Genomic DNA, 13,153 nt, shown 5'->3' with positions numbered 1-13,153 from the left:
TAAATATTACGATTATGAATATAAAAAACTATGAATACCTCAAAGAACAGCTGTTTTATTCTGGATTTGGTCACCATCTAGAAGATTCACTGAAATCAAAGATTGCAAAGGGTACCCAAGAATTCCAATTGCAGTTCAATACACAGATCGAATCTGAGCCGGTAAAGGCTGAACTTCAGTTCTCCAAAAGCAAACAGACAGAAATGTATTTCTTCAATTCCTTTCGAATCGATCTTCCGCAAAATGGTGCACGGTTAGCAGACTCAAGAAGATTCAATATCAATGGAAACTTCAAGTTTACGTTAAAGGAAGCTTATAACTTGCTCAATGGCAGGTCAGTGTTAAAAAAAGTGTCCACCCCACAAGGTGACCTCTATCGTGCATGGTTTCAGCTCGATTCTAAAACCCTAGACATAAATGGCAATCATAAGATGCTCCAGTTCCACGAGAACTATGGATATGACCTAGAAAAACAGTTAATGCGCTATCCTATTATGGAACTTAGGGATGAGCAAAACAAAAAGATACTGCTGGATTCACTAGGAAGAGGCAACCGCCACCTTGTCACCTTTGAGCTAGGTTCAGGTCCAGAGAAACTTTACCTGGAGGCTTTGCCAAGATTCAAAGCTGTTTGCATTTACAATGAGATGGGGATTCGGCAGGAATTTATAGATGATCGTTCAAAACTTCACCAGAAACCAAGCGCTAAAAAACAGGAACAACAGCGGCAAATTCAGATAAGGAGCAGTCGAGGGGGTAATGGAGGACACAATCTATGAGACCTGAAACCTTCTATGCCTTAGCAAAGGTGTTGCCCAACTTCTTTGAGGCCATGGACCGAGACCCCAGGCTTTCAAGTACACATGTTTCGCTCTATTTCTCCCTGATTAGGCAGTGGGCAAGCTCAGAATTTAGTGATTGTATAAGAATTTATGCCAGACAGGGCGCCTTGAAGGCCAAGATCTCGACAGTGAGCTATACCAGATGCCTTAAGGACCTACATGCATTTGGCTATCTACATTATGTACCTTCTTATAACAGTGCAATAGCAAGTTCTATTTATCTTTGCTTTGAAGGAAATTTTAGAACAAGTGGTTTGAAGGAAATACCTGCGGATGGATTAACCCTTGACTAAATTGAAACCTAACTGTTACACAGTGTAATATTGGGATTGGTCGTTGTATTTTTTAGTGAATATATTATTTAGATTGGCACCATTGAGTTTAACGCAAACATTTTGTATGGATAGCGATTTTTTATCAATTCATAGTCTCATGGGTTGGCTATGAGGAATAACCCCTTATTGGAAGCGCAAAACTCTGGTGCAATCTTTATAGATAGCATAAACGCTGTTACCATTTGAATAATTCCGATAGAGGGTAGGGGCAGAGTTCTCCTGGTGAAAAAGAACCAATATAAAGGCTCTTACATATTCTTTGTATAAATAGTTGGGTTAATTGGAATAATTAATTGATTTTCTCAATTACCTTTCATTTTCTATGCAGACCTTCTTTGACAATTTTTGAAGAGTCTATGATAATTGCTCCAATTGAATATTGCCCAAACCCATACCAGGAGAATTACCTTTGCCGGATTTTTTTAGATTTCATCACTACTTCTTGATTCTTATTAGGTCTTAACAAACGAATTAGTAATGTTAGATAAAAGAGGATGGCTCTATATTATTAAACAAAATCCTTGTCACTTTGCTCGCAACAAGGATTCGATGGAACTAATTGAGGAAATGCTATTTCCTAAAGCCAATTGAAGAATTTAATATCGCTCAAATTGAGAGAAGAAAAAGCTGCCCTCAATCTCCGCGTTTTCGTTAGAGTCAGAACCGTGGATAGCGTTAGCATCGATAGATTTAGCGTATTTGTTACGTATTGTTCCTTCAGCAGCTTTTGAAGGATCGGTAGCACCGATTAACGTACGGAAATCTTCAACAGCATTATCTTTTTCTAAGATAGCTGCGACGATTGGTCCTGATGTCATAAAATTAACCAAGTCTCCATAAAAAGGACGTTCTTTATGAACCTCGTAAAACTTGCCCGCATTTACTTCGCTTAGCTGAATGTATTTCATTGCAACGATCTTGAAGCCGCCATTTATGATGTCATTCAAGATGGCGCCAGTGTGACCATTTGCAACTGCATCTGGCTTGATCATTGTAAAAGTTCTGTTTGTTGCCATTATACTCTAAAATTTTTTGCAAAGTTAATAAAATTAAAACAACTTGAAAAAGTTTTGGACAGAGGTTACTTTTCTAAGATTAGCAATATAATTCTCTAATTTAATATTTATATCAGACACCTGTAAGAAAGTCGGGGTTTATGGAGGTCAGAAATAATTGTCTTTCATTGCCTACATCAAAACGTTTAGATCTGCATTCGAAATTGTTTTTATTCCTTTTAAAGTGTGCCAAAGTCTACTTTTTCTTGAGATTGGAATTTTTTAAGAATGTTTGATTCCTCTCCTTTTGAAAGAATAGAGGTAAGGTTTCTGAGTCCTTCCTTTCATCAGTTATTTTCCTTTTCTTATTAGCTCCCTTATCCCCTTAGAGCATTCTGTTTTTTTGTTATCCAATTTCTTATTTATAGAATTTGTTGTTTTCCCCTAAACAAACATATTTAAATAAGGCCCTTCATTATTATTTATAATAACAGTATATAAAATATATTAAACATGATATTCCAAATATCACTTTGGACTTAATTTCAATGGACGGAGTAGGTATACTTTCTGAGGTATAACTTTTGATGCTGGGATTTCATGTAGCCTTGGATGAAAAGAACTTTGCCACTAGCTAAACAGGATGTTAATCCATTTATTATTTGGGGATAGATGGGGGTAATTTAATAGGTTTATCTGTTCATATGGAAAGGAGAAAGGAATATTTTTATAGCGATATCACAGGCCTTTTTCAACAAAAAGTTTTATGGATTGTTCTAGGATTACAGCTATTTTAAAGAATCCTTATGAAAATAAATGAAAAGAAATTAAATCGAATTGGGGAACAGATAAAGCTAAAGGGGTATAAAATGTCGTTGGCAGAAAGCATGCCAGCAGGTTTTTTTACGAGTATATGGAGCTTGCAGACTGAATCTGGAAATTATTTGCATGGTTCAATAGTATGTTATGCTGAAAAAATTAAAAAAGAAGTCTTAAAAGTTCCAGGATCCTTGATTGACCAGTACTCTGCAGAGTCCAAGCAGGTGACCGAGGCAATGTTGGTAGGTTTGGCAAAAGTAATACAAGCTGATATTCATATAGCTGTGACGGGTAAGGCTTTTAGTGATTCAGAGGAGAATTCTAATTCCATTAGAGGTGACGTATTTCTCTGTATTTCTTGTAAGAATAAAGTGATATCGCAGAAGTTTCAATATTCCTCTCGTAATGCCGCACACATATTTATATCAGCATTTAACACGAGCCTCGATATCTTAGAGTCCCTTCTTTTCAAATAAACAGGGGTTACCATAATCTTAGGTCTCTCTACATTGATTAACCGAAGGTCTTGTCTTATAAATTCAAAAAACACCTAATTTTTTGATTACTTCCTATTTTATTATAGAAAATAGAAACCTTCAATTTGATCCATTTTAATTTTGCTTATTACCCATAATTCATTTTTGATCTCCTATGTTTCTAATTTATTTTTTGAATTAAAGTTTCTACAACCAAACCTATTTTTCATTGAACCCTTTTCCGTCAATGATTTTCTGATAATGTTTTTGAATTCTAGCTTCTCTAGTTGTGGATCGCTTAGCTTGATTAAAATAAAATAAATATCCATTTTGGCGTCCAGGTGTCAAGGAATAAAAAGCTTTTGTTAGCACTGGGTCTTCATTTAATACTTTGTAAAATTCCTCAGGTATGGGATAGTCGCATGGTTTCCTCAACACTACCTCTTTTCCTGAATTTTCAATTGCCTCTTCTATAAAATGCTTAATACTAACATGGAGCTCCTTGATCTGTTCAATATTCTTAAATCGAATCTGCCTTGCTGATTGTACGTTTTTAGTTTGCTGAATTAGAATGTTTTTCGGATCCTTAAGCAAGGAACCTTTGTGAAAAAGTAAGGCACAATAATCTTTGAATCCGTGGATTAGTACAATATTCTTCCCTTGAAAAGTATAACATGGGTGATTCCATTTGTAAGATTCTTCAAGTGAGTTGTTTTCACGAACAATCTCTCGAAGTAATTGAATTTCGGCTTTCCATCTAACAGCATTGGCAAAATAATCCTCTATTCTTTGTTTCATAGGAGTTTCTTTAGTTTTAATTGAGAACAATTTTTCTTTCGGGTGGCATGAGGAACCATGACAAAACCTTTGAAAAAATCAATATCAATAAAGGTACGGTTTCTGCGAATGAATGTCCAACTGCCAAATGTGAAATAAAAGCCCCGGACCTCGCAAAGAAGAATCCTACATAAGCCCATTCTTTCAATATCAGAAATTTCGGAATTAGTAATACCAAAACACCCAATAATTTCCAGGTTTCAAGGATGTTCAATAGATAAAAGGGATATCCCAAAGAGCTTACAATTGAATTATAGCCACCGATCTGTAACAATTGTTGAATACCTCCTGCAATCATCCCAATTGACAAGAATATAGTCGCTGTCCAATAAATAATCCTGTAATGCATTTTCAACAATTTTACTTCCTTAAGTAATTCTTGGAGTCTGTTATGCACGCAATTAAGGCCATTTGCAAACGGCATATGTATTAATTGGTTTCTGAATTCAACTTTCCTTAATATTATTTGCATGTTCAGCTTGCTAGTTTCGTGGGTAAGTTTTTTATTATCCAAAAATTCAAGTTGAATGGGAAATTTTGGTTTTCCCATTTCAAATGTTCGTGTGATTCTCTAGATGGGAATACACTCATGAATAGTTCCGTTGGCACGAAACACCACATTTCCGTTATACGAAGTTTCTAATGCATAAAATCCATGGTTCTTGATGTCCATTTTCAGAACTTAGGTACTCATCCAATGTTCAAAAAGATTTGGGTCTTCATATGCTTTAAAAAGCAGTTGCCAGAGGCAAATCAAAAATCTTTGAGGTGAAAAATCAATGAGAGCCCAGGTAGGCAGTTGCTTTGGTATTTTGTATCATTTTTATTGATTTTGTCCCACATTTGCCGGAATGGTTGTATAAAATATTCGACCTCCTTCATCTTGTCTGCAATAGCCAGATAATAAATCTCCCTCCCACGATGTTCTTGTGTAAACAATTTACATTCGACCAGGATTTGTAGATGTTTGGAAACTGGTGGTCTTGACGTGCCAAAGTTTGAAGCGATTGCACCTGCAGTCATTGCTTGTGTAGCTACCAACATTAGAATTGCTCACCTGGTTGGATCAGAAATGTCTTGAAAAACGTCCCGCCTTAAATTCATTATGAGTAATTTAACTCAATATTTCTGCCTTTTTATTAAATAATCAAAATTAATAAATTGTTTTTCAAAGCATTAACTTTTCGAAATAATAATAAAATTACTGGCCCTCACATTGATGACCTAAGGTTTAAAATAGTATCTCGATTAAGTGGTTTGGTCAGGTATGATTTAACGAGTTCATCTTTTGAGGACTTCTCTATGTCCCGAGAGTCAATTGAAGAGGTTAGGATGTGGATGGAAAGGTCGAACTTTTCCTTTTGGGACCTTATGGCATCCAAGAATTCCCACCCGTTCATAACGGGCATATTTATGTCTAGGAAGATTATGTAAGAACTATTAGGATTATTCTTGATGTGTTCTATTGCCAACTCCCCGTTCTCCACAGCTATGATCTTGTTGTGAGAGAAAACACTTGAAATGATTGTTCTATGAATGAAGTTGATGACTGGATCGTCATCGACCAGAAGTATCGTTTTTTGTTCCATGTTGTGTTGAGTTTGACTTTTCTGTCATTGACCTAATAATTATGTCCAATTCCTCAGCTGATTCCTTGATGAGTTCCATGATCCGTACCTGAGATAGACCACCACCTCCATATTGTAGCGATACTTCCGCAAGTCCTAAAAGTCTTGTTAGAGGAGCCCTGAGTTCATGAGACTGAGCCCATGCAATCTCCCTTAGTAGCCGGTTCTGCTCCTCAATCATCTCCAGGTGCATACGGGATGTGGTCACGTCAAGCGCTGCACCGACTAATTGAATTGCATTTCCCTCGTCGTCTCGCAGAACTTGACACCTGTCCTCATAATGATGGAGGCAACCATCTGCTGAAACTCTTCGGTATTCGGCAGACCATGAACTCTTATATTTGTCGTCAATCACATTCCAGAGAGAGTCCCATACCTTTTGTCTATCGTTAGGTAAAATGGTGGAAAACCATGAATTTGCTATGGTAAACTCTTCGGAATTCTCTGGCTCTAGTGGTTGCTGCCCCCCCTTTCCCATAGTGAAAGTATTGACTGAGAGGTCGACGTGCCAGATCATCTCATTGCTCGCTAGCATGGCGAGCCTAAAAATTTCATAACTTATATTTAACCTTTCCTCATAAGTTTTCCGTTCCGTAATGTCCTGGATAGTCCCCTCGACCTTCACAGGCGTTCCGTCATCTTTGGTGACCAACAGTACTTCCTGTCTTACCCATTTAATTCTTCCTGAAGGGGTAATGATTCTATGCTCAAATCCCCTAGCGACATTTGGTGAGAGTAGTAATTCAGGTTTTTTTTCGATCAGGTAACGGTCATCGGGCAAAAATGTTTGTTTTAGGTTTTCCATGGTGGGAAGGAAGTTGCTGGAGGAGCGTTCATAGATATTGTAAGTCTCTTCGCTCCATACAGAAATTTGAGAGTCGATTGGCCTATACCAATACCCCAATTTAGCGATCCTCTGGGCATTTTGAAGCCTGTGGAGCGCGCCATGGAGCTCTTGCTCTGCTTTGTCCTGTTCGGTAACATCTTTTCCCACAACGATGATTCGCATAGATTCCCGAGATACGGCTGCTGACCAGAGCAGCGTTCGCAAATTGCCCTCTACATTTGCTATCCTGCTGCGGAATGGACCAATGTTCCATCCGTTGACCATGGAAATAAAATCCCGAATTGCACGACTGATGTCCTCAGGGTATACAAATTGGAGAATGGAAGTGTTTGGTGAAATTATACCATTTCTCGATACGAGTGCGGCAAATGCCCTATTGTATCTATCGATTTGACCGTCCCTGCCGAGGATACAGTGTGGGTCAGGAGAAATGTCGAAAAGCATGAGATATTCACTCTCTTTCATTTTGTGAGCAATCGGTGTTGCGATTTTTAAAGATACTCTCTCCAGAAATGAGGTAGTTGTATCCAGTTTGTCCAACGACTTTATTGAATAGCAAATGAAGCATCCTAGGAATTTTTCTGCGGCAATGATAGGGATTCCAAAGGCTAATCCAAGTTCTGGAGAGTCCATTCTTGTAACGACAATGCCCCTTTCCATCCATACCTTTCCTGGAAGACCTTCACCCTTATTGCAAGTGAAGCGTGGTGAAAATCCCTTTAGCAGATTTTGACCATCCCGCTTGCTAGCCCTACCGCTAAGGCTAAGAGATGTAGAATCCATTGATGCAAGCCAGATCTCTGACGTTCTTATATCTTCGAGCCCCAGGATAACCTGGATGGCCTTTTCCACGAGTATCTCTAGTGATGGAGATTCAGCAATCACTTTCTCGATTTGCTGGAGGGCTTGGTCACAAAGATCCCTTTCGGTCATTTCAGTAACGTCACAAAGCCCAAGCCTGACTGCCTTTCCTTTTCCTTCGAGGGTCACAACTGAAAGATTAAAATCTAACCATCGTTTTTCACCGTTTTTACGGATGATGGCAAATAACCCCTCAGAGATGGTTTGCTCCCTCAGGGTCCTTTTTAGTAGCCTAGTGATTAGTTCCTTGTCCTTCCCTTGAACAAAATCGAAAATATTATTCTCGGATAGCTCCTCTGGCTCGCAACCTAATAAACTGCTGTGGAGCTGAGAAACGAAAATGAATTTGCCTTCCTCATCGAGGACCGAATAGTGGGCAAAGTCCATGTTTTGCCCTGTTCCTTGGATACTATCCTGTTCGAGCTCCACTGCGTTTACTAATAACGCTTTCCTACCAGAATATGTGATTGGGGTTATGAATAGTTTCACCAAAAAGCTACCTCCTCCAGCGTTCCGGTGCCTCTGGATTACTTTGTCGGCTATATCGACCATATGTTCTTCTATCCTATGTTTTGGATCAGCAAGAACATCCTCTAGGGTCATACCCATGAGCTGGGTTAATGAAAATCCGTAGATCCTTTGAGCACACTTGTTGATGGCAAGGAAAGAGTGGTCGGAACTATCTAGTACCATCATGGGGATGGGGGAAAGGTTAAAGATATCGTCATGTTCCATCTTTTATCGAAATAAGTGTCTGGCTTTTATTTTGCCCAATAGAACAATGACGCCTAAAGGGAACCGAATTTACGTTTTTTTTCTAAGTCCCATGACACCGAACTGGGATTTTGTGGTTTTAACAGAATGGAAATTTTAAGTGATGCGTCCCAAATAAATTTGCTTTATATTCTAAAATGTTAAAAAAGTTGAAGATTCTCATTCCTCCTATCTTAGCTACCCCGAGTGGGTTAGTAAGGTTATGGGTTGGGTTCTGAGTAAATAATCAGCAAAAGCTAATTTGCCCTTAGTAGGTGTTTTTGTACCAAATCAATCCATAAATAATTTCAAGTTATAGTTGCAGGGGCCGCTCAAAGCATTGCGCCAGAAGGAGTGCATTCAAACGGTATGGAAGAGGGAAGTATTATGGAAGATCTTTGGTAAGTAAAGAAATTTTGACCAGAAGCCAATAATTATTGTTCTCTTTCACTATTGGAGTATTGAGTGAGGTTTCTCTTGCTCTCCCTTTTTATTATGACAGTTATCCATTTGTTCTTTCCATGGCTTGTAGAGTTACTTCATAGTAAGCTATCGGTGTAACAAACCCATGATACAAATCTCTAAAGAACCATTAGTATTCCCATTTTGCTCGGGGAGAGTCCTTGTTGGGACTATGTAAAAACTGGCATTTAAAACAAACAGGGTTTAACAAAATTACCTAACTTTGTACTATGTCAAAGAACCTGCAAGTAACAATAGATAAGGACTCGGGCTTCTGCTTTGGGGTCGTTTATGCGATCGATATGGCAGAAGAAATCCTGGACAGGGATGGCTATCTGTATTGTCTTGGTGACATTGTGCACAATGATGAAGAGGTCGCCAGACTTAAAGCCAAGGGTTTACGCATTATTTCTCATGAAGAATTGCACGACCTCAAGGACGAAAAGGTGCTGATACGTGCTCATGGCGAAGCTCCTGAGACTTATAGGACGGCATTAGAAAATAGTATTACGTTGATCGATGCTTCTTGTCCTGTTGTGTTGAAGTTACAGAACCGCATTAAAACTTCGCATGATGAAAATGAGAAGATATTGATATTCGGTAAGCATGGGCATGCTGAGGTCGTTGGTTTACAGGGACAGACCAACAATGAAGCCCTCGTGTTTCAAGATCTCCAAGAACTCGATGGAGCTGACTTGCCAGCGAAATTTACCCTTTACAGTCAGACCACAAAAAGTGTAGATCGTTTTTATGCGATCAAGGAAGAGCTTATTAATAGAGGTTATGAGGTAAAAGCTAATGATACCATTTGTAGGCAAGTATCAAACAGGTACGAGGATTTAGGGTTATTTGCACAGCAATATGATAAGATCATATTTGTTTCGGGAAAGAAGTCTTCAAATGGGAAGGTTTTATTTGAAGTTTGTAAGCAGGTAAATCCTAATACCTATTTTATTTCCGATCCAGCAGAATTGGAGTCTGACATCTTTTCAAACAATGAAACTATTGGAATTTGCGGAGCTACCTCCACTCCGATGTGGTTAATGAAGAAAGTAAAGGAAACTATCGAATCTTATTAATCGTCATTTTAATTTAAAATTCATTGATTCAGGCCGTTGAAATAAGCCATTGCGCCTGTTTTGCTATAAATATTGCCTAATTTTGTGTTTAGTATGAGTAAAAAAGCTAAAAAGGGTGTGTTATTGGTTCAGTTGGGTACCCCTAATTCACCTACTACAGGTGAGGTGAAGAAATATCTAACGGAGTTTTTAATGGATCCAAGGGTAATGGACATTCCTTATGTATCTCGGACTTTGTTGGTAAAAGGGATTATTGTGCCAAAAAGAGCTTCAAAATCAGCTCATACCTATTCCACTATCTGGAGTTCAGAGACCGGATCTCCATTAATGTATTATAGCGTTCAACAGCAAAAAATGCTTCAGGAAGAACTTGGAGAAGAATATCATGTTGAATTAGCAATGCGGTATCAAGAGCCTTCTATTCCGAATGCATTAAAAAATTTGGAAAGAATGTTTTTGGATTCGTTAATTGTCATTCCTTTATTTCCTCAATATGCATCTGCTACCACTGGTTCCGTTATCGACCGTGTAATGGAATTGATGCGTGGATGGCAATACTTTCCTAAGGTAAGTTTCGTTAGTAGTTATTGCGATAATCCTTTAATGGTTGATGTAATTGCGGAGCATGCTCAAAAACATGATTTGAATGATTATGATCATTTTCTGTTCAGTTATCATGGCCTACCTGTTCGTCAATTAGGTAAAGTCGATCCTACGGGGGAATTAAAGTGTCCAGATTTTGGGTGCGATTCTTGTAAGAAAGAAATTAATTCTTTTTGTTATTTATCACAGTGTTATGCAACCACACGGGCTATTGTTGAAAAATTAAATATTCCAGAGGAGAAGTATACCGTTTGTTTTCAGTCAAGGTTAGGAAAAACCCCTTGGATTCAGCCATATACTTCTGATACACTTCATGAATTGGCAAAGTCCGGTAAAAAGAAATTATTGGTATTCAGTCCTGCTTTTGTTGCTGATTGTATTGAAACATTAGATGAGATACAAGTAGAATACGCAGACGAGTTTAAAGCGTTAGGAGGGGAAGAAGTTCATATGGTTGAAAGCTTGAATGAAAACCCGAAGTGGATTGAAGCATTGAAAAGAATGGTGCTGGAAAACGGAAATTAAGATGTTAAAATTAAATGCAGTAATATTATTTCTATTAGATTTTTATATATTCTTTGCCTTACGAGCAACTAATATAAAGTTTATTAAGACAAAATGGTTTAGCATCCTTTGGTGGGGTTATTCCTTGTCATTGCTAATAGGTTTATTTATTTCATTTCAATATAGCATTCCATTATCTGTTCGTTCTATTATTTTAGTTGCATTCTTTTTGACAGCAGTCAGCAAATTTGTATATGCAATTGTTTTAATCATCGATGATGTTCGTCGTGGCGGGATCTGGATTGGTCGATTATTTTCAAGCAAGAAAGGTGAGGATCTTGAGGATCGACTAGAAAGACTTGAAGAACCATTGCCAGAAGTACCTAAAAAAGGAATATCTCGATCTGACTTTTTATTAAAATCTGGGATTATTGTAGCTGCCTTGCCAATGGTCCCATTAGCTTGGGGGGTAATTTCCACTGCATATGATTATCGAGTAAGACGTCAAAAATTAATTTTGCCAAATTTACCCAAAGAATTTCATGGGATGACCATTGGTCAAATTTCTGATGTTCATTCAGGTTCGTTTTATAATAAAAAGGCCGTTATGGGCGGGGTTCAAATGTTATTGAACGAAAAGCCAGATGCAATTTTTTTCACAGGAGATTTAGTGAACAACGTGGCTTCTGAGATGAGATATTACCAGGATATCTTTGCACACGTTAAAGCGGATCTAGGAGTTTATTCAACTTTAGGTAACCATGATTACGGAGATTATTATTTTGGTCCTGGTGATTCTCCAGCGAAAAGAAAAAATCTTCAAGACTTGATTGATACCCATAAAATCATGGGTTGGGATCTCTTAATGGATGAGAATCGCGTCTTAAAAATGGGTAATGAGGAAATCTCAATAGTGGGTGTACAGAACTGGGGAACTGGCAGATTTCCGAAGAAAGGAAATTTAGAGAAGGCTTTGTTAGGTACTGAAGATAAAGCCGTAAAATTATTGTTATCGCATGATCCATCACATTGGCGAGCACAAGTGCTAGATACTGATGTTGATGTTATGTTTGCTGGACACACCCATGGAATGCAATTTGGTGTAAGAGGAGAGAATTTTCAGTGGAGTCCAGCAAAATATATTTATAAAGAATGGGCTGGCCTTTACAAAGCAGGTCCTTCTCAATTGTATGTAAATACTGGATATGGGTTTTTAGGTTATCCTGGTAGGGTTGGTATTGCTCCTGAAATTACCATTTTTGAATTAGTAAAAGGATAATAAACCTCTTCTAACCAATTATTCTTGCAAAATGATTGTTTAAATGCTTCCTGATTGCAGCTCTATATGCTTCTGGATCTCTTAGTTTCAAAACTTGCACGAGTTCTTTATGCGAAATAAAATCCCCTTTGATTATATCCTTTTCCAATAATCCGCTTTGATGAACATATTGAAATATTGGGAATAGCATCTCTTGTAATTCTAAAAGTATTCTGTTTTTGGATATTTTATATAATTTTCCATGAAACCTAATTTCATCTTCTACATGCCAAGGATTAGCAGTATCCCCCGAAACAATCTCATTTGCAATTTTTTCCAATTCTGCTATATCTTCATCAGTAATATTATTGACAATGAAATCAGCCATTCCAACTTCCAAGGCTAACCTCATTTCAAACATATCTTTCAAAGTTTCATTATCTAGAATTGAGGGGTGAAATACCTTCCTGAGAGAACCAAGAACATCTGGATTTCTTAATACAGCTCCTTTATGCTTTATGGATTCAATTAATCCAATTGTTTTCAATCGAAGTAGTGCTTCTCTAACAACAGTCCTACTAACCCCAAGGCTTTCAGCTAAATCCAATTCTTTAGGCAATACATCGCCAACATTCAATTTATTTTCTTGAATAAATTGAATAATTCTTTCTTCTGCTTTATCTACAAGGCTGGAAGTATCAATACTGCCCAATTTCTCCATTGAAGGGGTATTCTGGTCCATAGGTTTTCTATGAAGATTTAATTTAATGTTACAATAATATTAAAAAAATGTTTGGATGTAAAATATTATGTATTACATTTGAATAATTATTATGTATAACATAATCCAATTT

At 37.6% G+C, this 13,153-nt stretch carries 13 protein-coding genes; 6 read left to right on the top strand and 7 right to left on the bottom strand.

Features of this window, described 5'->3' with window-relative positions:
- Nucleotides 1–14: 14 nt before the first annotated feature.
- Nucleotides 15–779 carry a hypothetical protein gene (locus ACF3OC_RS17945; RefSeq protein ID WP_182499174.1) on the top strand — a complete coding sequence of 255 codons (765 nt, stop codon included), beginning with the start codon at nucleotides 15–17 and terminating at the stop codon, nucleotides 777–779.
- On the top strand, nucleotides 776–1,135 hold the full coding sequence (locus ACF3OC_RS17940; RefSeq protein ID WP_094257328.1) for a hypothetical protein: 360 nt from the start codon (nucleotides 776–778) through the stop codon (nucleotides 1,133–1,135). The genes ACF3OC_RS17945 and ACF3OC_RS17940 overlap by 4 nt, the downstream gene beginning before the upstream one ends.
- Before the next feature lie 638 nt (nucleotides 1,136–1,773).
- On the opposite strand, the gene ACF3OC_RS17935 is transcribed toward ACF3OC_RS17940, so the two are convergent.
- Nucleotides 1,774–2,193 carry a nucleoside-diphosphate kinase gene (locus ACF3OC_RS17935; protein WP_094257327.1) on the bottom strand — a complete coding sequence of 140 codons (420 nt, stop codon included), beginning with the start codon at nucleotides 2,191–2,193 and terminating at the stop codon, nucleotides 1,774–1,776.
- A 785-nt stretch (nucleotides 2,194–2,978) separates the two neighbouring features.
- Between ACF3OC_RS17935 and ACF3OC_RS17930 the strand changes: the two genes are divergently transcribed.
- On the top strand, nucleotides 2,979–3,467 hold the full coding sequence (locus ACF3OC_RS17930) for a CinA family protein (protein ID WP_392470254.1): 489 nt from the start codon (nucleotides 2,979–2,981) through the stop codon (nucleotides 3,465–3,467).
- 219 nt (nucleotides 3,468–3,686) lie between these two features.
- Here the strand turns inward: ACF3OC_RS17930 and ACF3OC_RS17925 are convergent, their stop codons facing one another.
- From ACF3OC_RS17925 to ACF3OC_RS17905, 5 genes are all read right to left on the bottom strand, one after another.
- On the bottom strand, nucleotides 3,687–4,265 hold the full coding sequence (locus tag ACF3OC_RS17925; protein ID WP_094280763.1) for a YdeI family protein: 579 nt from the start codon (nucleotides 4,263–4,265) through the stop codon (nucleotides 3,687–3,689).
- A 16-nt stretch (nucleotides 4,266–4,281) separates the two neighbouring features.
- Nucleotides 4,282–4,653 (bottom strand): DoxX family protein, encoded by a 372-nt coding sequence (locus ACF3OC_RS17920; protein ID WP_094280762.1) that lies wholly within the window; start codon nucleotides 4,651–4,653, stop codon nucleotides 4,282–4,284.
- A gap of 404 nt (nucleotides 4,654–5,057) precedes the next feature.
- Nucleotides 5,058–5,348, bottom strand: coding sequence for a helix-turn-helix transcriptional regulator (locus ACF3OC_RS17915; RefSeq protein ID WP_229678320.1), 291 nt, complete (start codon nucleotides 5,346–5,348; stop codon nucleotides 5,058–5,060).
- Nucleotides 5,349–5,515: 167 nt separating this feature from the next.
- Complete coding sequence (locus ACF3OC_RS17910; protein WP_094280727.1) at nucleotides 5,516–5,893, bottom strand: response regulator; 378 nt, start codon at nucleotides 5,891–5,893, stop codon at nucleotides 5,516–5,518.
- Complete coding sequence (locus tag ACF3OC_RS17905; RefSeq protein WP_392470251.1) at nucleotides 5,862–8,375, bottom strand: PAS domain-containing protein; 2,514 nt, start codon at nucleotides 8,373–8,375, stop codon at nucleotides 5,862–5,864. The genes ACF3OC_RS17910 and ACF3OC_RS17905 overlap by 32 nt, the downstream gene beginning before the upstream one ends.
- A gap of 710 nt (nucleotides 8,376–9,085) precedes the next feature.
- Between ACF3OC_RS17905 and ACF3OC_RS17900 the strand changes: the two genes are divergently transcribed.
- The 3 genes from ACF3OC_RS17900 (at nucleotide 9,086) to ACF3OC_RS17890 (ending at nucleotide 12,320) form a co-directional block, all read left to right on the top strand.
- On the top strand, nucleotides 9,086–9,934 hold the full coding sequence (locus tag ACF3OC_RS17900; RefSeq protein ID WP_094257322.1) for a 4-hydroxy-3-methylbut-2-enyl diphosphate reductase: 849 nt from the start codon (nucleotides 9,086–9,088) through the stop codon (nucleotides 9,932–9,934).
- Between the two features lie 93 nt (nucleotides 9,935–10,027).
- Nucleotides 10,028–11,062, top strand: coding sequence for a ferrochelatase (gene hemH / locus ACF3OC_RS17895; protein WP_392470249.1), 1,035 nt, complete (start codon nucleotides 10,028–10,030; stop codon nucleotides 11,060–11,062).
- 1 nt (nucleotide 11,063) lies between these two features.
- Complete coding sequence (locus ACF3OC_RS17890; RefSeq protein ID WP_392470247.1) at nucleotides 11,064–12,320, top strand: metallophosphoesterase; 1,257 nt, start codon at nucleotides 11,064–11,066, stop codon at nucleotides 12,318–12,320.
- A 10-nt stretch (nucleotides 12,321–12,330) separates the two neighbouring features.
- Here ACF3OC_RS17890 and ACF3OC_RS17885 read toward each other — a convergent pair whose 3' ends face one another.
- Complete coding sequence (locus ACF3OC_RS17885; RefSeq protein WP_094257319.1) at nucleotides 12,331–13,041, bottom strand: FadR/GntR family transcriptional regulator; 711 nt, start codon at nucleotides 13,039–13,041, stop codon at nucleotides 12,331–12,333.
- Nucleotides 13,042–13,153: the final 112 nt, after the last annotated feature.

The sequence above is a fragment of the Sphingobacterium cellulitidis genome (assembly GCF_043187465.1).
Taxonomy (GTDB): Bacteria; Bacteroidota; Bacteroidia; order Sphingobacteriales; family Sphingobacteriaceae; genus Sphingobacterium; species Sphingobacterium cellulitidis.
The sequence above is the reverse complement of the archived record's forward strand: the minus strand, read 5'-3'. Positions and strand labels throughout refer to the sequence as shown.